This is a genomic window from Monashia sp. HAY1-5C (genome assembly GCF_056755255.1).
The window spans coordinates 25,506-45,734 of the sequence record NZ_JBPGXG010000020.1 but is presented as its reverse complement, the minus strand read 5'-3'; the positions used below and the strand labels follow the sequence as shown (position 1 = coordinate 45,734).

The following is a 20,229-nucleotide window of genomic DNA, read 5'->3' as shown; positions in this document are numbered from 1 at the left end:
ACGTGTGGGGCTCGTGGTGCCCGCCGTGCATCGAGGAGACCCCGGCGCTGCAGAAGGCGTGGGAGCGGGTCCAGGCCGACCGCAAGGACGTCGTCTTCATCGGCATGGACAAGCTCGAGGGACCCGAGACCGGGTTGGCGTTCCAGAAGGCCAAGGGGGTCACCTACCCGTCGCTCGCCTATGACGGCGGGGTGCCGCTGCTCGCGCTGCAGGGCAAGGCGTCTGCCACGCCGACCACACTCGTGCTCGACGGCGAGGGCCGCATCGCCGCGCGCGTGTCCGGCCCGGTCACCACCGCGACTCTGCTCGGCCTCGTCGACGACGTCCTCGCCGAGCAGGGCTGAGGCTCTCGCGTGACCCCCGACGTGACCACCGGCTCGCTGCTCGTCGCAGCGGTCGTCGCCGTCGCCGCGGGCTTCGTGTCGTTCGCCTCCCCGTGCGTGCTGCCGCTCGTGCCGGGGTTCCTCGGCTACGTCACGGGGCTGTCTGAGGTGTCGCTCGAGAAGCGCTCCCGCGGCCGCCTCGTGCTCGGGGCGCTGCTGTTCGTCCTCGGCTTCTCGGCGGTGTTCCTGCTGGGGGCCGCGACGCTGTCGGGGCTCGGCGTGGCGCTGCGCGAGCACCAGGACGCCCTGCTGCGGGTCGGCGGGGTGCTCGTCGTCGTCGCCGCCCTCATGTTCCTCGGCCTGGGCAACCGGTTCTCGGCGCAGCTGAGCTGGCGGCCGCGCGCGGGCCTGGCCGGGGCGCCGTTGCTCGGTGCGGTGTTCGGTCTCGGCTGGGCGCCGTGCATGGGGCCGACCCTCGGGGCGATCCTCGCGATGGCCGTGCCGCTCTCGGCGGAGTCGGGCACCGTGGGTCGCGGGCTGCTCCTCGCCGTCTTCTACTGCGTCGGGCTCGGCGTCCCGTTCGTGCTCATGGCGGCCCTGTGGGAGCGGGCCGGCCGGGCGAACGGGTGGCTGCGCCGACACCGCCGGGCCATCCAGGTCGTCGGCGGTGGCCTGCTTCTCGCCGTCGGCGTGCTCATGGTGTCGGGGCTCTGGGCGGACGTCATCGTCTGGGTCCAGACCCGCTTCGTCTCGACGTTCCAGGTGGCCCTCTGATGACGACCGGCACCCCGACGACGCCGACGCGACCGGAGACCCTTGCCGACCGACGCGCCGACAAACGGGCCGAGAGGGCGCGCGAGCGGCAGCAGCGGCGCGACGGCGAGCCGGCGCTGCCCGAGCTGGGCCCGGTCGGGATGCTCCGGTGGGGATGGCGCCAGCTGACCAGCATGCGCACCGCCCTCTTCCTGCTCCTGCTGCTGGCCATCGCCGCGGTGCCCGGCTCGATCTTCCCCCAGCGCAACATCGACGCGGGACGCGTCGCCGACTACCTGGCGCAGAACCCGACGTCGTCGCCGTGGCTGGACCGGTTCGGCTTCTTCGACGTCTACTCCTCGCCGTGGTTCTCGGCCATCTACCTGCTGCTGTTCGTCTCGCTCGTCGGGTGCATCGTGCCGCGCACCAGGGTGCACGTGGCGGCCCTGCGTGCCCGTCCGCCGAAGGCTCCCGCGCGGCTGCACCGCCTCGACGAGAGCGCCGAGCTGACGACGGCGCTGACGTCCGAGGAGGCTCTCGAGGCCGCCCGAGAGGTGTTGCGCCGCAAGCGCTTCCGGCTCCACTCGCACGACGCCACCTCGGTCAGTGCCGAGTCCGGCTACCTGCGCGAGACCGGCAACCTGCTCTTCCACCTGGCCCTCACCGGCATCATCGTCGGCATGGCCGTCGGGCACCTGTTCGGGTGGCGCGGCGACGTCATCCTGCCCGAGGGCGAGAAGATCGCCGCGTCGGCGGGCACCTTCAACACGTGGTCGCCGGGGCCGTGGGTCAGCGACGAGTCGCTGCCGCCGTTCGTCCTGTCGCTGACGCGGCTGCACGTCGCGTTCGACGAGACGCCCGGCAAGGACTTCGGCAAGCCGCGCGACTTCACCGCCGAGGCGACGCTCTCGCCCGAGCCAGGCGCCCCCGCGGCCGACGAGTCGATCAGCGTCAACCACCCGGCCACGGTGGACGGGGCGGACATCTTCCTGCTCGGCAACGGCTACACGCCGGTCATCACGGTCCGCGACGCCAAGGGCACCGTGCTCTACCGGGAGGCGACCCCGTTCCTGCCGCAGGACCCGAACTACCGCTCGGTCGGCGTCGTCAAGGTGCCCTCCGCCGCGCCGAAGCAGCTCGGGTTCACCGGGTTCTTCCTGCCGACCGCCGAGCCGACCTTCCGGAACGGTCCGGTCTCGCTGTTCCCCGACGCCCAGAACCCGGAGCTGGCCCTGTCGGTGTGGGAGGGCGACCTGTTCCCCGGCAACCGGCCGCAGTCGGTCTACACGCTCAACACGGACGAGATGACGCAGGTGACCAGGGCCGACGGGTCGCCGGAGCTGATCCGCCTCAAGCCGGGCGAGACGAAGCAGCTGCCCGGCGCCCGCGGGTCGATCACCTTCGACTCGGTCAAGCGGTTCGCCGGCCTGTCGGTCCGCACCGACCCGGGCGCCCCGATCAGCCTGGTAAGCGCCCTGCTCGCCACGGCCGGGCTCATCCTCGGTCTGACGGTCCGGCGTCGACGCGTCTTCGTCCGGGTCCGTCCCGCCACGGCCGCGGACGCGTCCGGCCCCGGCGGACCGGGCGGACCGGACGGCCAGGGTGACGGCGCTGTGGGGGCCGGCGCCGCACCGGTTACCGTGGTGACCATCGGTGGCCTCTCCAAGGACTCCGACCCCGGGCTCGCCGCGATCGTCTCCGCGATCAGCACCGGCGTGCACGACCGACCGGCAGAACGGAACGACCGCTCGTGAACCTCGCAGCCAACGCGAACGCGGCGCTCTACGCGTCGATGATCGTCTACACGCTGGCCATGCTCGCCTTCGCCTGGCACCTGGCGGCGCGTGCGCCGAAGGTCGCCGACCCGCGGCTGGGCGGCCGTGAGGAGGCGCTCGCCCCGGCGGAGCCGGTGGCCGTGGGAGCCGGCGCATCGCGCGGACCCGGTGGCGCCGCGGCCGGTGAGGGTCGGTCGCGTGGACCGGTCTCCCCGTACGCCGCCGGGGCCGGCTATGAGGAGAGCGCCAAGAGCCGCCAGCGCGGCAGCATCGCCCTGATGCTGACCTACCTGGCGTCGGCGCTGCTCGCGGCGTCGGTGCTGCTGCGGGGCCTGGCCGTCTCCCGCCCGCCCTGGGGCAACATGTTCGAGTTCGCCACGGCTGCCGCGGCCGCCGTCGGCGTCGTGTTCTCGGTGCTGGCCCGCCGCCGACGGTGGGAGTGGCTCGGCGTCTTCATCGTCACGCCCATCCTGCTCGTCCTCGGGCTCTCGCTGACGGTCCTCTACAGCGAGGCCGGTGAGCTGATGCCGGCCCTGAAGTCGTACTGGCTCGGCATCCACGTGTCGGTGGCGTTCATCGCCGTGGCGTTCTTCACCATCGCGGCGGCCATCGGGGCCCTCTACCTCGTGCGCCGCCGGCGTGAGGAGACGCCGTCCACACCGGGCGTCATCGAGTCGCTGCCCCCGTCGGCGGCGCTCGAGCGGGCCGCGTACAGCCTCAACATGGTGGCGTTCATCCTGTGGACCTTCACGCTCATCGCCGGCGCCATCTGGGCCAAGCAGGCGTGGGGCGCCTACTGGCAGTGGGACCCCAAGGAGGTGTGGACCTTCGTCATCTGGGTCGTCTACGCCGCGTACATGCACAGCCGGGCGACGGCCGGCGTCGACCACCGCCGCTCCATGTACATCGCCCTGGCCGGCTACGTGTGCGTCCTCGTCAACTTCACCCTGGTCAACCTCGTGTCGACGTTCGTCGGCATGCACAACTACTCGGGCATGTGAGGGTGGTCTGACGTGGTCCGGTACGGCCTGCTCCGCATCCTGATCTTCTTCGGGTTCTTCTTCCTCTTCTGGCTCATCGGGATCAGGGACAACACGATCCTCCTGCTCGGCGCCTCCGTCGTGGCCTCCGCGGCCGCCTCGTACGTCCTGCTGCGCGGCATGCGCGACGAGATCACGGGCAGGCTCGTCCAGCGGCACGAGGCCCGGGCCCAGGCCAGGGGCGAGGCCACGACGCCTGCTCCGGACCCCTCGAGCGACGAGGCCGCCGAGGACGCCGAGATCGAGCGCGACGCCCGCGACCGCTGACCGCCCGCGGACCGGCCCTCAGGAGCGCCCGACGGCCAGGCCCACGGCGAGCAGCAGGGACCAGACGAGCTGGAACCGGCCGGTGCCGGCGAGGGCGGGCACGAGGCCCCGACCCTCGGCGCCGCCGAGCACGGCCTGCATCGGACGGACCGCGAGCGGGGCCGCGAGGAGCGCCAGCAGCGCCCACGGCGAGGTGAACGACACGAGCCCCGCCACGACGAACGCGACCGCGACGAGCGCGACGTAGAAGGCCCGCGTGCCGCGCTCGCCCATCCGCACCGCGAGCGTCCGCTTGCCGTGCAGCCGGTCGGTCGGGATGTCACGCAGGTTGTTGGCCACGAGGATCGCCGAGGCGAGCGCCCCGACGCCGACGGCTCCCCACCAGCAGGCGGCGGTCGGCGGCGTCATCGTCGCCGTCGTGCCGACCGTGGCGACGAGGCCGAAGAAGACGAAGACGAACGCCTCGCCGAGACCCAGGTACCCGTACGGACGCGAACCGCCGGTGTAGTACCAGGCCGCGAGGACGGCGGCGGCGCCGACCGGGATCATGACCCAGAGGCCCGACAGGCCGACGAGGGCCAGCCCGACGACGGCCGCGAAGCCGAAGGACGCGAAGGCCGCGAACCGCACCGACGACGGCTGGGCGAGCCGTTGCCCGACGAGCCGGACCGGGCCGACCCGCACCGCGTCGGTGCCCCGGACGCCGTCGGAGTAGTCGTTGGCGTAGTTGACGCCGACCTGCAGCGCGAGGGCGACGACGAGCGCGAGGACGGCGTAGGCCCAGACGATGTGGCCGGTCTGGTAGGCCGCTCCCGTGCCGACGAGGATCGGCGAGACGGCGGCGGGCAGGGTGCGGGGGCGGGCGCCCTCGATCCACTGGGACAGGGTGGCCATGGGGTGAGGCGGTCCTTCTACAGCTTGCGGAGGAAGTCGGGGTCGTCGTCCGGTCCCTTGGGGCCCGTGGGCCCGGGACGCGGTGGCCCCGGCCGCCGCGGACCGCGCGTCGGACCGCCGCGCGCGTCGGTGCGCCCCGCGACGAGCCACACGAGCGGCCCGAGGACCGGCACGAGCACCGCGAGCAGCCACACCGGCTTGGGCATGACGCGGATGAGGCGGCGGTCGGTCATGAGGCAGTCGACGAGGGCGTAGATCGTCGCGAAGACCACGAGAGCGACCAGCGCGACGCGCAGCACGGCGGCCTCCGGACGACGAGAGGGGCGGGGACCCCTCCATCTTGCCACCGCCTCAGCGGGCGTCCGTCCTCGCCTCGACGGAGGGCTCGACCGGGGCGCCGGCCGACGCGCGGGTGGTCGTCACCGTCGGCCCGTCGCCGCGCAGGAGGGCGCGGAGGGCGGCGCGGTCCGGCTTGCCCGGGCCGCGCAGCGGGATCGAGGGCAGCACGACGACGCGGTGGGGCAGGGCCGCGTCGGGCAGGATGCCGCGCATCCGCTCGCGCACGTCGTCCGTCGTGAGCCGTCCGGCCGGGTCGACGAGCGTGACCGCGGCACAGACGGACTCGCCCCACGCGGCGTCCGGGACGCCGAGCACGACGACGTCCACGACGTCGTCGAGGTGGCGCGTCATGGCGTCCTCGACCACGCCGGGGGTGACCTTGAGGCCACCGGTGTTGATGACGTCGTCGGCCCGGCCGTCGACGACGAGGAGGCCGTCGTCGTCGAAGTGGCCGAGGTCGTCCGTGCGGAACCAGCGCACGCCGTCGGGGTCGGTCGTGAAGGCGTCGGCGGTGAGGTCCGGCTCGCCGAGGTAGCCGTGGGCCAGCGTGTCGCCCCCGAGGACGACGTGGCGGTCGTTGTCGACGTGGACCCGGCTGACCGGCAGCGGGACGCCGTCGTACACGCAGCCGCCCGCGGTCTCGCTCATGCCGTACGTGAGGCTGACGGCCACGCCGAGCGAGTGCGCGCGCTCGAGCAGCGCCGCAGGCGTCGCGGCCCCGCCGACGAGGACGCCGTCGAAGCGGCGCAGGGCGATGACACCGGCCGGGTCCTCGAGGAGGCGACCGAGCTGCGTCGGCACGAGGGCCGTGTACCGCTGCGTCGCGGCGGGCGTCGTGGCGACCCGGGCGGCGGCCTCGGTGAACGCGTCGACGGTGAACCCGCCACGCAGGTCCAGCACGGCCGGCGTCGTACCCGCCGCGAGCGCGCGCAGCAGGACCTGGAGGCCGGCGACGTGGTGGGCCGGCATCGCGAGCAGCCAGGCGCCGCTGCCGCCGAGCACCCGGTGCGTGGCCCACGCGGACCGCTCGAGAGCGTCGGCGGTCAGCAGCGCGCGCTTGGGCCGACCGGTCGAGCCGGAGGTGCCCACGGCGACGGCGAGTCCCTCGGGCAGCGTGGCGGGGTCGTGGTGGGGGATGACCGGCTCGGGTCCGCCTGCCGCGTAGGGCAGGACGGGGGAGCTCCCCTCGAGTGCGGCCGCGAGGTCCGGCAGGACGTCGAGGACCCCCGGACCCGCGGGGATCGGCAGCGGCCGGGGCGCGGACATGGTTGACATTCTGCCTGCCCGTGTGGGCGCCCGACGCCGGGGCGCCGCATCGGGCGCAGGCCGTCCCACCACCTGCCCGCACCCGGGCCGCGGGTGTGCGCCGACGGGGCGAACCTCCGCGCGAACGTCGGCGAACCTCGGCGAACCTCAGGCCCGGCCGGGACGTGACGGGCGCGCCGCGGACCGGTGGCGGGCTGCGACGTGCTTCTGCCGCGCGGCGACGACCACGGTGAAGGCCACCGCCGCCGCGCAGACCGGGAACCCGATGTGCGGCTCGAGCGGAAGGACGATGCCGAGGGCGCCGCCCAGCACCCACAGCATCTGCAGCATCGTCTCGGACCAGCCGAACACCGACGTGCGCACGTTCTCGGGCACGTCGCGCTGCACGAGGGCGTCGAAGCACAGCTTGGCCAGCTGGGCCGAGACGCCCTGGACGAGCCCGAGCAGCGCCAGCGACCAGACGCCGTACCAGACGGCGGTGAGGACGCAGCACACCGTCGCCGCGAGCACCGACAGCATGGCGACCCGCTCCGGACGCTGGTCGCGCACCCGGTCGCCGAGGGCGCTGCCCACGGCGTTGCCGACGCCGATGCCGGCCGCGAGGACACCGAGGACGACCTGGCCCGGCACGTCGCCGACCGGGTGCTCCTTCGTGAGGAACGCCATGAACATGATGAGGAAGCCGGTGAGCACCCTCGTGCCGCCCGTGGTCCACATCGCGTGCATGACCGGCCACGGGATGGCGCGCTTGCGCCGGAGGAATCGCCCGAGGGGACCCGAGGCGTCGACGGTGACGAGCCCGGGCGAGTGGTCCGCGGTACCGCTGGTGCGGATCGGCACCGTGTCCTCCGGGTCGAGCTCGCCCTCGGCGGAGTCGACCCGGGCCGGCAGCCGGATGGCCTGCACGGTCCCCACGACGAACACGACGAACGCGAGCCGCAGGGCCCACGCCGGCCCGGCGAGCAGGCCGAGGCCCCCGAGCGCACCGCCCGCGACGGCGCCCGCCACACCGGCCATCGACACCCGTGAGTTCGCGCGGACCAGGGTGGTGCCCGCGGGGAGCAGGCGTGGCACGGCCGCCGCTCGCGTGATCGTGTAGGCGCGCGAGGCGACGAGGCAGCCGAGCGCGGCCGGGAAGAGCCAAGCGCTGCCCGACGTCACGGCGTCGGCGAGCACCCAGCACAGGAAGGCCCGCAGCGCGGTGGTCGTCCCGACGGCCCACCGGCGCCCGCGGCGGAACCGGTCGAGCAGCGGCCCGACGAGCGGCGCGACGAGCGCGAACGGGACCATCGTCACGAGGAGGAACATCGCGACCTGGCTGCGGGCCTGGGCGGTCTGCGGGTTGAAGAACAGGGTTCCGGCCAGGGCGAGGGTCATGACCGTGTCGCCCGCGGTGTGGCTCGCGTGCAGCTCGGTCAGGCGGGCGAGGCCCGACTCGCCGGCGCCGCCGGCGTGCGTGTACGCGCGGGCCTTCGCCGCGGCGAACCGGCCGGTGCGTGCGGTGAACCGGGCCGTGCCCGTCGCGGCGCGCCCGAGGCCCCGTCCGACACCCCGTCCGACGCCCCGTCCGAGGCCCCGTCGGGCGCCCCGTCGGGCCTCCCGTCCGGCGCTCCCCCCGGCGGACCCGCTGCCGGGCGCGACGCGACGCGGACGGTCCCCGGCGTCCGGGACGCCGCCGACCGTCGGGTCGTCGTCGCGCTGCACCCCCTCATCCTGCCCTGTCGCTGCACGGCGGCCGATCGGGCGGGACCGAGGCGTCCACTCCGCGGACCGCGCCGCGCCGGAGCACCGTCGAGGCCCTCGCGTCGCTACCCTCGTGGCGTGGTCACGTCCGGGGAGGGGAACGGGGCGGCTGTCGGCCGGCGCCGGGGAGGCGTGCGGTTCCGCGTCCTCCTCGGTCTCGTCTGGCTCGCCGTGCCCCTCGTCCTCTTCCTCCTCGCCCGTGGCACGCTGCTCGCCGGCCACCCGGCCCACGTCATCGCCCTCGCGGCGGGCGGGCTCGTCGGCGTCGTGCTGCTCGTCCTGTCAGGCGGACAGGACGAGGCCGCCACGTACCGGCGCCGGTGGGGCATCGTCGCGGGCCGTGTCGTCGGCACGCTGCTCACCGCGGCGCTGCTCGGCGGGCTCGTCTGGTTGCAGCCCTTCGCGGCCACCCCGGCCGGAGCCGCGGCCATGGCGGGCCAGCCGGACGTGCGGGTCGTCGACACCCCGTCCGGGATCGTGCTGTCCCCGCGCGACGCACGCCCGACGCGCGCCCTCGTCTTCCAGCCCGGCGCGCGCATCGACCCGCGCGCCTACGTGCCCGTCCTGACCCAGGTGAGCCGCGCCGGCTACCTCGTCGTCGTCGTCAAGCAACCGTTCCAGATCGCGTTCCTCGCCACGGGGGCACCGGCCGACGTCATGGCGAGGCACCCGGAGGTGACCCGCTGGGCCGTCGGCGGGCACAGCGTCGGGGGTGTCGCCGCGGCCGACTACGCCGCGGCCGACGACGGACGTGTCCACGGACTCGTGCTGTGGGCGTCCTACCCGATGGGCTCGCTCGTCCGGCGCACCGATCTCGCCGTCGCCTCGGTGAGCGGCAGCCGTGACGGGTTCACGACGCCGGCGGACATCGCCGCGAGCCGCTCCCGGCTGCCCGCGTCGACCGTCTTCACCGTCGTCGACGGAGCCGTGCACTCGTCGTTCGGTGACTACGGCACCCAAGCCGGCGACGGCTCGGCGACGCTCGGTCGGGCTGAGGCGCAGCGCCAGGTCGTCGCGGCGACGGTCGCGCTCCTCGCCCGGATGTGACGGCGCGTCCGGCGGCTGCCGGCGCGGCAGGCCCGCGAGGCGCCGTCAGAGGTACCAGGGGAAGTCCGGGAGTAGGGCCGGTCAGTGACGGCAGTCGTTGGAAACGTTGGGTGACCTGCGGAGATGCGTTGGGAAGCGTTGAAGAGAGTCGGGAGGGGCTTGTCGTCTTGCGGACTTTCTGCGGAGGGATTGGGAGGGCGGGCCCCTACAGCAGTCGACCATGCCAGCGGATGATGAACCCTCATGCACAGTGCCACCCGTGCGCTGAAGCCTTGGCTGGACGTAGCCATATGTCCGATCAAGCTGGACGGCACGGGCGTGCCGGGCAGCAGCGAGGGCGCGGTTGCGGTGCTTGCCGGTGACCAGAGGGATGACTGCGGGGACGCTCATGAGAATCATTCTCGCTCGCCCGGGCCGCAGGGAGACGGACGCGCCTTGCCGTATCGCTTTTCGAACACACGGGGGTGGGACTGGCTAACGGTCCTCCGACCCCGACGCGAAGGACAGCAGGAGGTAAGACAATGCGCCGACTGGCCCAGGCCCAGGGACTGTTCAACGTCGTCAGCGTTGGCCGGCGTGGCGGGCCGTCGGGCACCAGACTTCGGAGGTGCCATGGGGGGCCATCCTTCAGGAGGTCGTCCAAGGACGGGTCTCCGTACACTCAGGTGTGACCAGTTCGGCCTCCTCGCCCGCCTCCTCGTCGGACCCCGGTCCGGACGACGCTCCGGACCGCTCGTCTGGGGAGGCCGAGGACGGTCGCGGTGACGATCCAGCGCAGGACCGCAACCGCGACCGGGACCGCGCGGCCCGCACTTCCGGCGACAAGACCGGCCAGCCCCCGCAGTCCGGGCACAACGCTCCGATCCGGCCGGCCACCGCTGGACTGGTCCTCGGTGCCCTCGGGGTGGTGTTCGGCGACATCGGCACCAGCCCGCTGTATGCCCTGAAGACGGTCTTCTCCCTCGACCAGGGCGAGGTCAAGCCCACGCCCGGGGACGTCTACGGCGTGATCTCTCTGGTCTTCTGGTCAGTGACGCTCATCGTGTCGGTGAAGTACGTGCTCGTGGTCATGCGGGCCGACAACGACGGAGAGGGCGGGGTGATGGCGCTGGCAGCCCTGGCCCGCGGGCTGCTCAGCTCGACCTCCAAGCGGACCCGCGTGGTCATGGCCCTCGGTGTCCTCGGTGCGTCGCTGTTCTACGGCGACTCGGTGATCACCCCGGCGATCTCCGTGCTGGCGGCGGTCGAGGGCATCACCGTCACCGGCCCCGGGCTCGCCCCGTTCGTCGTTCCGACCGCGGCTACGATCCTCACCGTGCTCTTCGCGGGGCAGCGGTTCGGCACCGGGAAGGTCGGGTCGATGTTCGGCCCGGTCATGCTGGTGTGGTTCCTAGCGATCGCCGTGGCGGGTCTGGGTCACGTCGCCGGCCACCTTGCGATCATCACGGGGCTCTCGCCGACCTTCGCCGTCGGCTTCGTCGTCTCGCACCCGTTCATCGCCTTCGTCGCGCTCGGTGCGGTGGTGCTCTCGATCACCGGCGCGGAGGCGCTGTATGCCGACATGGGTCACTTCGGGCGGCCGGCGATCAGCCGGGCGTGGTTCTGGGTCGCCTTCCCCGCGCTGGTGCTCAACTACCTCGGCCAGGGGGCGCTGATCCTCCAGGACCCGAAGGCGATCAGTAACCCGTTCTTCCTGCTCGTGCCGGGCTGGGCGACGATCCCGATGGTCATTCTGGCGACCGGGGCCACGGTCATCGCCTCGCAGGCCGTCATATCGGGCGCCTTCTCGATGTCGCGCCAGGCCGTGCAGCTCGGCTTCCTGCCTCCGCTCACCGTGAGGCAGACATCCGACGAGGAGCAGGGCCAGATCTACCTGCCGTTCGTCAACGCTGCGTTGTTCGTTGTCGTCCTCGTGCTCATGATCACCTTCGGCTCCTCGGCCAAGCTCGCCACCGCCTACGGCGTCTCGGTGACCGGGGCCCTGCTGATCGACACCCTGCTGCTCCTCAGCGTGGCCCGCATCCTCTTCGGCTGGTCGACGTGGAAGCTCGTGCTCGCCGGGGTGGCGTTCGGCGGCACCGAGGCGGCCTTCATCAGCGCCAACCTCACCAAGATCTTCAGCGGCGGCTGGCTCCCGCTGCTCATCGCCGCGGTGATGTTCACGGTGATGACGACATGGCAACGTGGCCGGCAGCTCATCATCCACAACCGCACCGAGGCGGAGGGCTCCCTGACGGAGTTCATCGAGCAGCTCTCCACCCAGCACCTCGTCCGGGTGCCGGGGGTCGCAGTGTTCCCGCATCCCTCGAGCGCGACGACTCCGCTGGCCCTGCGGGCCAACGTCGAGCACAACGGGGTGCTGCACGAGCACGTCGTCATTGTCTCGGCGCAGGCGCAGAACGTGCCGCACGTGCCGCTGGAGGACCAGATCACGGTCGACGACCTCGGCGATCCCGACGACGGCATCGTCTTCGTCAGCATCCGCTTCGGCTTCGCCGACAGCCCCAACCTGCCCAGGGGGCTGACCATGGCCGCCGGTCAGCACCCCGAGACGCACTACGACGCCGACACGGCGTCCTACTTCCTCTCCCGCGCCACCCTGCGCGCCGGCCACGAGCCGGGGATGCAGCGCTGGCGCAAGCGGCTGTTCATCGGCCTCGCCCACAACGCCGCCGACCCGTCGGTGCGCTTCCACCTGCCCCCCGACCGAACCGTCGTCATGGGCTCCCGCGTCAACCTCTGACCACCGGCGTCCCTACAACCCGAGAGCCTGACGATCCTCGGCCGTCCTGAACCACCGTGCGGAGCCCACACCAACGGTCGCTGCGTCTGGTCAGTCCGGCCTTCGCGTCGTTATCAGTCATGCCGCTCACTGGGACGCTGCGGTGTCCGCGAAGGACCCGAAGGACCCGAAGGACCTGCTCGGATCACATCATGAAAACACGGCGACGATGCTGTGCCAGACCGGTCAGCTCTCCGGCGCCATCCGCATCCCTCCACGGCGTCTTTACGATCGCGCTCCAGGGCTTGGTGGACGATGCGGTAGGCCGTGCCGCGGCTCGGGCCAACTCGTCGGCGACTTCCTGGTAGGTCTTTCCCTCGGTCGCCAACTGGACGGCGCGGGCCTGCCGGGCGGCGGCGAGGGCCGGTTGCGGTGCCTGCCGGTGACAAGTGGGATGGCGGCCGGAACGCTCATGAGAACCATCTCGCTCCGCGGTCCCACGTCGAAGTGCGACTTGCCCGCGGGCTGAGCAGGCCCTGGGCCCCTGTATACCGCTCCCCGAAGGACCCGAAGGACTGACTCGGATCACCTCATGAACGCTCCCTCAGCCGTTCAACTGCAGTGGTCCTTCGGGTCCTTCGGGCGGTGCCGTTGCCGGCGCACGTGGGGGGAGCGGATGCTCCATCTCAGTGCTGCCCTCGGCTCAGCGCCTGTGGCGAGGCTTGCCTTGTCTGGCGGCCACGGAGGCCCCGCTGCAGGCGCAGGTCGTCACGAAGCCCCGGCGGCATGGGCAGCCTGCGTCTGACAAGCTCGGCGGCAAGGCTCTCCATCGCATCGAGCAGCACCCCACGAGCCGCCACCAGCAGGGCAGGATCGACTCTTCCCGCCCGCAGGGCATGCACCTCTCCACGGGCGGCGCGGACGAGCAACAGCAGTTCGCCCAATTGCGCTCGAGGTTGTGAGAGAGCCGGCGCCACGCCGGGCAGCACGGAATCCGATCCGTCGCCGCAGGATCCGCCAGCCCCGTCCGGGCTGTCCCGCGGCGCCGGAGCGTTCGAGGTCACCAGTGTTCGGCGGTCTTGCGCGCGGCGAGCAGGGTATCTGCCTCTCCCGCTGGGCTGAACTCGCACGACCCCTCGTGGCCGTGTCGCATGATGCAAGTCGCGCCGGTGGGCAGGTGCACCTGCGCACAGGCACCGCTATCCGCTGCGTCCTGGTCGACCGAGGGGTTGTGGACCTCGGTCACATTGTGGGCGCTGGGGTCAGAGTAGGTGTTGGACGGTGCGTGAGGGTCCATCGAAGAATCCAGCTAACTCCCCTCGCAGGCGAGAGGGCATGTGCCCCGAAGTGAGGCTGGGCCCCACCCTACGTGGTCGTTGAACCAGTCGAGGACAGCCGCCGTTACGCCGTCGGCGGGTCGGGGCCGTCCGGGTGCGCCATCACTGGACTCGGTGCTCGCCGCCCTGCCTCTGCTGCTCGTCCTGGGTCTCGGTGTCACTCTCGAAGAACACGTCCTGAACGTCGATGTTGACCTCCGTCACCTCGAGGCCGGTCATCCGCTCGATCGCCGAGATCACGTTGCGACGGATGGCCCGTGCGAGGTCGGTCACGGCCACGCCGTAGTCGGCGACGAGCTGGACGTCGACGGCGGCCTGCCGCTCGCCCACCTCCACAGAGATGCCCTGCGATTGGCTGGCGTGGCCACCGGGCATCCGCTCACGGAAGGCCCCGACCGCCCGAGCCGTGGCGCCACCGAGGGCATCCCGCAGCCATGACGCGCGACAGCATGGGTCTCCCCACATCACCGGTTCCTCACGGTGGAGGAGCGTCGCCGTCGCGAGCACTTCCGCCGCCGGCACCGTCACTGGTTGCGTTTCGACGGGCGTGCTCGGCTGGGGTGATCTGCGCCCCGACGCCCTGCTGCGCGGCTCCGTCGCTACGCGGGCGGGGGCTGCCGGGCACCCACCGTGGGGCGGTGGGGAACGATCACGAGACTCGTCGTAGGTGAATGCCCCGGTCAGGCGTAGCCTGACGAGGAGACGTGAGAGCCCCGTCAGGGCTGTCGGCGTCGGCAGGCGACAGAGGACCCGACCCTTGCGCGGCGTCGGACTCACGGACGGGAAGTGACGAGCGAGCCGCGGTCTATCCCTCACACCACCGCTCCCGAGGAGCCGCTGTGAACGCCATGCCCCTGTCCCCGCCAGTCCTCTGCTCCGCACCCCAGCCGCCGGCGCTCACCAAGCCATTCGCCGAGCCGCTCCTTGAGCCGGCCTTAGAGCCGGTGACGAACCGCTCGCCAGGCTCAGCGACCGACGCCGTCGATCAGGAACCTCGGCTTGCTCTGTCACCGCGGCCCGGGGTGGAGGTCACCGACGGCGTTTGGTGGCCGCTAACGACCGATCTGCAGGTGGAGCTGCCACAGCTCGACGTGGCGGTGCACCACCTCACCGGCGCCCGGATCGCCCGGGTCGGCTACGAGCGTCACCTGTGGGGCCAGGCGCCACGGAAGGTGCGCACACCGCTGGGCATCACGCACATCGGGTGGTTCGAGCACAGCCGATACCCCGACCACATCACCCTGTCGCTGAGCAACTATCAGCGACTGGTGCTCAGCGTCCTCCCACCTGACACCGACGTTGCTGTCGCCCGCGAACTGCTCGAGTCGGCCGGGGCGTAGGGGGCCGAGGGACGCGCTGCGACCGATGAGAGCGTGACGATGCCCGAGCGGGAGATCACGATCGGAGCGTGTCCTATCCCTTCGGTCAGTAGTCGGGGCGGTGGCTGGGCTGCCGTGCCGTGGCCGGGAAGCGGTGAGCGTGGAGGTGAACGCAGCGTGCCCATGGTCGCCTGGCCGCGGTATCGGCCAGGTGCTGGATCAGATGCCGACGCTGCTGCACGCGACGTCGGCCGAGCCGCACGGGGACCGGATGTTCCTCGCCTCGTATGAGCGCACGACCCGCGCCGTCCACCGAGCCATCGACGGCGCGCTCTTCGAGGACCCGGCGTGGGTGCACGAGTGGGACGTGGTCTTCGCCGACCTGTAGCTGGACGCTGTGGCCGAACACTGGTCCACGGACCCGTCGCGTCGGGCCCCACGCCCGTGGCAAATGGCGTTCGAGGCACCGCCGCAGCGCGGCCAACCGTCGCCCACAAGGTGATCGCGGCGGACCCGTGCGAGGGTGTCGTGCTGCCCCGGTGCCGCAAGGCCGAGGCGGCTATACGGGTGCCTACCATCAACGACGTGGGGCGCCTGCTGGGCGCCGCCGATGAGTGCTTCAGGGCATATGTGGCACTGTGCCCGTTCGCCGGGCTGCGGATGGGTGAGGCGGCCGACGTTCAGGTGGGCGACGTCGACTTCCTCCGGCGTCAACTCACGGTCTCCAGGCAGCTCCAGCGGCACGGGCGCGAGGTCGCGGTCCGGGCGCCGAAGTACGGGAGCGAGCGCGTGGTCTACCTGCCGGACGAGCTCGTGACGATGCTGGCCGAGCACGTCCCGCAGCACACCCCCGAGGGTGTGCCCGACCGGTGGGTGTTCACGGCCTACGGCAAGCCGCTGCACGACAACGGGGTGACGTTCCGGTGGCGTCAGACGCGCAAGGCGGCCGGCTGCCCGAGCGTCCGGTTGCACGACCTCCGACACTTCTACGCCTCAGGCCTGATCGCGGCCGGGTGCGACGTCGTCACGGTGCAGCGGGCGCTCGGACACGCGACGGCCAGACCACGGTCGGGACGTACGCGTACCTGTGGCCATCGGCCGAGGATCGGACCCGGTCCGCGGCCTCCGGTCTCGCGGCCGCGGCCCTTGCGGACTCCGTGCGGACCGCCGCGGCCGACTAGGCCGCTGACCTGCGCGGACTTAGAAGTTCAGAAGTACCAGGGGAACGGCGACCAGTCGGGGTCTCGCTTCTCGAGGAACTGGTCGCGCCCCTCGACGGCCTCGTCGGTCATGTAGGCCAGGCGCGTCGCCTCGCCGGCGAACACCTGCTGGCCCATGAGGCCGTCGTCGGTGAGGTTGAAGGCGAACTTCAGCATCCGCTGCGCCTGCGGGCTCTTGCCCATGATCTCGCCGGCGACCTGGAGCGCCTCGGCCTCGAGGGCGTCGTGGTCGGCCACGATGTTGACCGCGCCCATCCGCTGCATGTCCTCGGCCGAGTAGGTGCGTCCGAGGAAGAAGATCTCGCGGGCGAACTTCTGCCCGACCATCTTGGCCAGGTAGGCGCTGCCGTACCCCGCGTCGAAGCTGCCCACGTCGGCGTCGGTCTGCTTGAAGCGGGCGTGCTCGCGGCTGGCGATCGTCAGGTCGCAGACGACGTGCAGCGAGTGCCCGCCACCGGCGGCCCAGCCGTTGACGACGGCGACGACGACCTTGGGCATGGTCCTGATGAGGCGCTGCACCTCGAGGATGTGCAGGCGCCCGCCCTGGGCCCTGACCCGGGCCTCGTCGACGGTGTCGGCCGTGTCGCCGGCGGCGTACTGGTAGCCCGAGCGACCGCGGACGCGCTGGTCGCCGCCGGAGCAGAAGGCCCGCTTGCCGTCCCTCGGGCTCGGACCGTTGCCGGTGATGAGCACGACGCCGACGTCGGGGGTCATGCGCGCGTGGTCGAGCACCCGGTAGAGCTCGTCGACGGTGTGCGGGCGGAACGCGTTGAGCACCTCCGGGCGGTCGAAGGCGATGCGGACGACACCGGACTGGGTCCGCGGGCGGCCCTCGACGTGCCGACGCCGGTGGTAGGTGACGTCGGTGAGCTCGAAGCCCGGCACGGCGTCCCACTCGGCGGGGTCGAAGGTCTCGGACACGCTCTCCGGGCTCGCGCTGCTCACGGGGCGACTGTAACGGGGCGGCCGCGGCCGGGTGGCTAGGGTCGGTCCCATGCCCATCCCCCCGTACGTGGCCCACCTGCGCACCATGATCGGCACCGAGCTGATGTGGCTGCCGGGCGTGACGGCCGTCGTCCTCCGTGACGTTCCGGGCGGGCACACCCCGCACACCGGGGACACCGGGGACACCGGGGACACCGGCGACACCGGGGACACCGGGCCCGACGGGGACGGCGGGCTGGCGCAGGAGGTGCTCCTCGTGCGCCGCTCCGACAACGGGGAGTGGACGCCGGTGACCGGCATCGTCGACCCCGGCGAGGACCCGCACGTCGCCGCCGTCCGCGAGGTGCTCGAGGAGGCGTCCGTCGTCGCCGAGGTCGAACGGCTCGTCTGGGTGTCCGCCACGGGCCTCGTGACGCACGTCAACGGCGACCTCGCGCAGTACCTCGACCACACCTTCCGCTGCCGCTGGGTCTCGGGCGACCCGCGCCCCGGCGACGACGAGTCGACCGACGCCGGCTGGTTCCCCGTCGACGCGCTGCCCCGGATGCGGCCGCTGCACCGCGAACGGATCGCCACCGCCCTCGAGAACCCACGAGACGTCCGGCTCGGCCGGCTCAACCGTGATGCCGGCCGCCGGTGAAGATGTGGCCATGACGCTCCTGCCCCCGGTCGACGCGCTCCTCGACGCCGCCCACGTCGTCGCGCTGCCGATGCGGGTTCGCTTCCGCGGCGTCGACGTCCGGGAGGCCGTCGTGTTCCGCGGCCCGCGCGGCTGGGGCGAGTTCGCCCCCTTCGCGGAGTACGGCGACGCGGAGTCGGCCCGCTGGCTCGCCGCCGGGGTGGAGGCCGCCCACGGGCAGTGGCCGGAGCCGGTCCGCGACGAGGTGCCGGTCAACGCCACCGTCCCGGCGGTCGGGCCGGACCGCGTCCCCGAGGTGCTCGCACGCTTCGACGGCTGCACGACCGCCAAGGTCAAGGTCGCCGAGCGCGGCCAGACCCTCGAGGACGACGTGGACCGCGTGGCCGCGGTGCGCGAGGCCATGGGCCCTGGGGCCCGGGTGCGCATCGACGCCAACGGGGGGTGGGACCTCGACGCCGCGGTCCGGGCCCTGACGCGCCTGGCGCCGTACGACCTCGAGTACGCCGAGCAACCCTGTGCGTCGGTCGAGGACCTCGCGCGGCTGCGGACCACGCTGGCGCGCAACCGGGTCCACGTGCCGGTTGCCGCCGACGAGTCGATCCGCAGGGCCGAGGACCCGCTTCGCGTCGCGCGCCTCGGCGCCGCCGACGTCGTCGTCGTCAAGGTCGCTCCGCTCGGTGGGGTGGCCCGAGCCCTGGAGATCGTGGCGGCCTGCGGACTGCCCGCGGTCGTCAGCTCGGCCCTGGACACCAGCGTCGGCATCGCGGCGGGGGTCGCCCTCGCCCGGGCGTTGCCGTCACTCGACCACGCGTGCGGGCTCGGGACCGTCGGGCTCTTCGCGCGCGACGTCGCGGCGGCACCGTTGCGGCCGCGCTCCGGGCTCCTCGACGGGTCACGACCGGCTCCCGACGCCGGCGCCCTCGCGGCGCTCGCCGTCACGCCGGAGCGCCGCGCGTGGTGGCTGGACCGCCTGCGCCGCTGCCACGCCCTCCTCTCGTCGGGGGTGTCGGCGTGATCGGCCTGTGCCCGACGCGGGGCCGACGGGGAGTGCTCCCCGTTGCGGGCCTCCCGCACCTCGTGGAGGATCGGCGGGTCGCGTCGCCGTCACGCTCCCGCGTGGCGGTGCCGACGAGGTCACGCGAGGTCAGGGGTCGGCGATGGTCATCTATGCCAAGGGGTCGGACCCCGAGGCGCTCGAACGCAGCAGCAGGACGCTGTCGGTGTACGCGCGCGAGTGCGAGCGTGCCCGCGGCGACGCGGCCGCTGCGGTCCGCGCGCTCGACGGCCACTGGGGCGGGGCCGACCTCGAGGCGCTCAAGGCCCGCTGGCCCGCCGCCGACGCCGGTCTGGCCCGGCTCGGCACGCACCTCGAGCAGCTGAGCAGCCGCCTGTCGGCGAACGCCCGCGCCCAGAGGGGCACGAGCACGTCGGGCGGTGGCGGTCTGCACACGGCGGCGGCACCCGGCGGTGCGGCACCCGGCGGGGCGTCGCCCGGACCCTCCGTCGGGCACACCGAACCGCGACCCCAGCGGCACTGGTGGGACGAGGTCGGCGACGCCGTCGGTGACGCCGGCGCGTGGACGTACAACCACACCGTCGTGCCGACCGTCAACGGCCTGGCCGACGTCGGGCAGGCGATGGTGGAGCATCCCGAGGACGTGCTGTCGATGGCGCTCGGGGCGGGGGCCATCGTCCTGGGTGGCGGTGGCGAGATCGGCGGCGTGGCCCTCGACGCGACCGGCGTCGGAGCCGTGGCGGGTGTCCCCGTCAACATCGCGTCGGCCGGGCTCATCGCGACGGGCGTCGCGGCGATGGCCGCCGGCGGCGGCGACCTCGTCGACCACGCGTCCAAGAACGACAACCAGGTCCTCGGCGAGACGAAGGGCCCGAGCGCGAGCAGGCCGCAGCCGGGTGACCGCATCCCCGACGAGAACCGCCCGAGCACGGCCGGCGAGGGCTGGGAGGGGCGGGTCGCCGACAACGGCAAGGGCGAGGTGTGGCAGAAGCCCGAGAACGTCGACGCGCCGCCCGGTACCCCGAAGAACGCGAACTCGGTGCGGATCATGGACGGCACGGACCGGTACCCCGACGGCTACGTCCGGTTCTACAACGAGCACGGCCAGCCGGTGCGGCTCGACGGCAAGCCCGGGGCGAACAACAGTCCCGACACCCACATCCCGGTGCGCCCCGACGGCACCTACGACATTCCCGCAGGATGGAACCCGTGATCCCCAGCTTCGCCGGCAAGGTCGTCCACTCGATCCGGCTCGACTACGCCCTCATGATCTGGACGACGGACAACTGGGAGCTCGACCTCAACGGGCCGGCGCACCTGCTGCGCGCCGACGGCCTGCACGACATCGACAGCGGCACCCCGCAGGAGCAGCTGCCCGCAGAGCTCGCCGATCTCGTCGGTGCCGAGATCACCGAGGTTCTCGTCGCCCGGGAGGGCCACCTCGCCGTGAACTTCGCGGACGCCCAGCTCAGCGTGCGGTCCTCGCCCGACTACGAGGCGTGGCAGATCACCGGCCCGGCGGGGGAGCGGCTCGTCTGCATGCCCGGTGGCGAGCTCGCGAGCTGGCCGGCGTCCACCTCCTGA

20 protein-coding genes are annotated in these 20,229 nt (G+C 72.8%); 14 read left to right on the top strand and 6 right to left on the bottom strand.

Annotated elements, in window-relative coordinates; translation table 11 throughout:
- The 5 genes from ACR9ZK_RS05220 to ACR9ZK_RS05200 form a co-directional block, all read left to right on the top strand.
- A partial coding sequence (locus ACR9ZK_RS05220; RefSeq protein WP_481340821.1) for a TlpA family protein disulfide reductase occupies positions 1-344 on the top strand: 344 nt, incomplete at its 5' end.
- A gap of 9 nt (positions 345-353) precedes the next feature.
- Positions 354-1,097, top strand: a complete 744-nt coding sequence (locus ACR9ZK_RS05215) for a cytochrome c biogenesis CcdA family protein (protein ID WP_481340820.1) — start codon at positions 354-356, stop codon at positions 1,095-1,097.
- Positions 1,097-2,830, top strand: a complete 1,734-nt coding sequence (resB, locus tag ACR9ZK_RS05210; protein ID WP_481340819.1) for a cytochrome c biogenesis protein ResB — start codon at positions 1,097-1,099, stop codon at positions 2,828-2,830. Before ACR9ZK_RS05215 ends, resB begins: the two co-directional genes overlap by 1 nt.
- Positions 2,827-3,852, top strand: coding sequence for a c-type cytochrome biogenesis protein CcsB (gene ccsB / locus ACR9ZK_RS05205; protein ID WP_481340818.1), 1,026 nt, complete (start codon positions 2,827-2,829; stop codon positions 3,850-3,852). The genes resB and ccsB overlap by 4 nt, the downstream gene beginning before the upstream one ends.
- Positions 3,853-3,864: 12 nt before the next feature.
- Positions 3,865-4,158, top strand: coding sequence for a DUF4229 domain-containing protein (locus ACR9ZK_RS05200; protein WP_481340817.1), 294 nt, complete (start codon positions 3,865-3,867; stop codon positions 4,156-4,158).
- Positions 4,159-4,176: 18 nt separating this feature from the next.
- Here the strand turns inward: ACR9ZK_RS05200 and ACR9ZK_RS05195 are convergent, their stop codons facing one another.
- The 4 genes from ACR9ZK_RS05195 to ACR9ZK_RS05180 form a co-directional block, all read right to left on the bottom strand.
- Complete coding sequence (locus tag ACR9ZK_RS05195; protein WP_481340816.1) at positions 4,177-5,052, bottom strand: 1,4-dihydroxy-2-naphthoate polyprenyltransferase; 876 nt, start codon at positions 5,050-5,052, stop codon at positions 4,177-4,179.
- Between the two features lie 17 nt (positions 5,053-5,069).
- A complete protein-coding gene (locus tag ACR9ZK_RS05190) occupies positions 5,070-5,351 on the bottom strand; it encodes a PLDc N-terminal domain-containing protein (protein ID WP_481340815.1) in 282 nt (93 codons plus the stop codon).
- Positions 5,352-5,403: 52 nt separating this feature from the next.
- Positions 5,404-6,657, bottom strand: a complete 1,254-nt coding sequence (menE, locus tag ACR9ZK_RS05185; RefSeq protein WP_481340814.1) for an o-succinylbenzoate--CoA ligase — start codon at positions 6,655-6,657, stop codon at positions 5,404-5,406.
- Between the two features lie 147 nt (positions 6,658-6,804).
- Positions 6,805-8,361 carry an MFS transporter gene (locus ACR9ZK_RS05180; RefSeq protein ID WP_481340813.1) on the bottom strand — a complete coding sequence of 519 codons (1,557 nt, stop codon included), beginning with the start codon at positions 8,359-8,361 and terminating at the stop codon, positions 6,805-6,807.
- Positions 8,362-8,478: 117 nt separating this feature from the next.
- Between ACR9ZK_RS05180 and ACR9ZK_RS05175 the strand changes: the two genes are divergently transcribed.
- Positions 8,479-9,447, top strand: a complete 969-nt coding sequence (locus tag ACR9ZK_RS05175) for an alpha/beta hydrolase (RefSeq protein ID WP_481340812.1) — start codon at positions 8,479-8,481, stop codon at positions 9,445-9,447.
- Between the two features lie 667 nt (positions 9,448-10,114).
- A complete protein-coding gene (locus ACR9ZK_RS05170; RefSeq protein WP_481340811.1) occupies positions 10,115-12,190 on the top strand; it encodes a potassium transporter Kup in 2,076 nt (691 codons plus the stop codon).
- Between the two features lie 1,418 nt (positions 12,191-13,608).
- On the opposite strand, the gene ACR9ZK_RS05165 is transcribed toward ACR9ZK_RS05170, so the two are convergent.
- Positions 13,609-13,971, bottom strand: coding sequence for an Asp23/Gls24 family envelope stress response protein (locus tag ACR9ZK_RS05165; protein WP_481340810.1), 363 nt, complete (start codon positions 13,969-13,971; stop codon positions 13,609-13,611).
- A gap of 383 nt (positions 13,972-14,354) precedes the next feature.
- Between ACR9ZK_RS05165 and ACR9ZK_RS05160 the strand changes: the two genes are divergently transcribed.
- The 3 genes from ACR9ZK_RS05160 to ACR9ZK_RS05150 all read left to right on the top strand — a co-directional run bounded on the left by ACR9ZK_RS05160 (position 14,355) and on the right by ACR9ZK_RS05150 (position 16,121).
- Entirely contained in the window at positions 14,355-14,846 is a 492-nt protein-coding gene (locus ACR9ZK_RS05160; protein ID WP_481340823.1) for a DUF5994 family protein, read from the top strand.
- 100 nt (positions 14,847-14,946) lie between these two features.
- A complete protein-coding gene (locus ACR9ZK_RS05155) occupies positions 14,947-15,213 on the top strand; it encodes a DUF5995 family protein (protein WP_481340809.1) in 267 nt (88 codons plus the stop codon).
- Complete coding sequence (locus tag ACR9ZK_RS05150) at positions 15,174-16,121, top strand: tyrosine-type recombinase/integrase (protein ID WP_481340808.1); 948 nt, start codon at positions 15,174-15,176, stop codon at positions 16,119-16,121. The genes ACR9ZK_RS05155 and ACR9ZK_RS05150 overlap by 40 nt, the downstream gene beginning before the upstream one ends.
- Here ACR9ZK_RS05150 and ACR9ZK_RS05145 read toward each other — a convergent pair.
- Positions 16,034-17,041, bottom strand: coding sequence for a 1,4-dihydroxy-2-naphthoyl-CoA synthase (locus ACR9ZK_RS05145; protein ID WP_481340807.1), 1,008 nt, complete (start codon positions 17,039-17,041; stop codon positions 16,034-16,036). The two genes, ACR9ZK_RS05150 and ACR9ZK_RS05145, sit on opposite strands and share 88 nt — an antisense overlap.
- On the opposite strand from ACR9ZK_RS05145, the gene ACR9ZK_RS05140 reads away from it, so the two are divergent.
- The 4 genes from ACR9ZK_RS05140 to ACR9ZK_RS05125 all read left to right on the top strand — a co-directional run bounded on the left by ACR9ZK_RS05140 (position 17,040) and on the right by ACR9ZK_RS05125 (position 20,229).
- Positions 17,040-17,630 carry an NUDIX hydrolase gene (locus ACR9ZK_RS05140; RefSeq protein ID WP_481340806.1) on the top strand — a complete coding sequence of 197 codons (591 nt, stop codon included), beginning with the start codon at positions 17,040-17,042 and terminating at the stop codon, positions 17,628-17,630. The genes ACR9ZK_RS05145 and ACR9ZK_RS05140 overlap by 2 nt on opposite strands.
- A gap of 10 nt (positions 17,631-17,640) precedes the next feature.
- Positions 17,641-18,645, top strand: coding sequence for an o-succinylbenzoate synthase (locus tag ACR9ZK_RS05135; protein ID WP_481340805.1), 1,005 nt, complete (start codon positions 17,641-17,643; stop codon positions 18,643-18,645).
- Positions 18,646-18,787: 142 nt separating this feature from the next.
- Positions 18,788-19,858 carry a WXG100 family type VII secretion target gene (locus ACR9ZK_RS05130; protein WP_481340804.1) on the top strand — a complete coding sequence of 357 codons (1,071 nt, stop codon included), beginning with the start codon at positions 18,788-18,790 and terminating at the stop codon, positions 19,856-19,858.
- Positions 19,855-20,229, top strand: a complete 375-nt coding sequence (locus ACR9ZK_RS05125; protein ID WP_481340803.1) for a DUF6188 family protein — start codon at positions 19,855-19,857, stop codon at positions 20,227-20,229. Before ACR9ZK_RS05130 ends, ACR9ZK_RS05125 begins: the two co-directional genes overlap by 4 nt.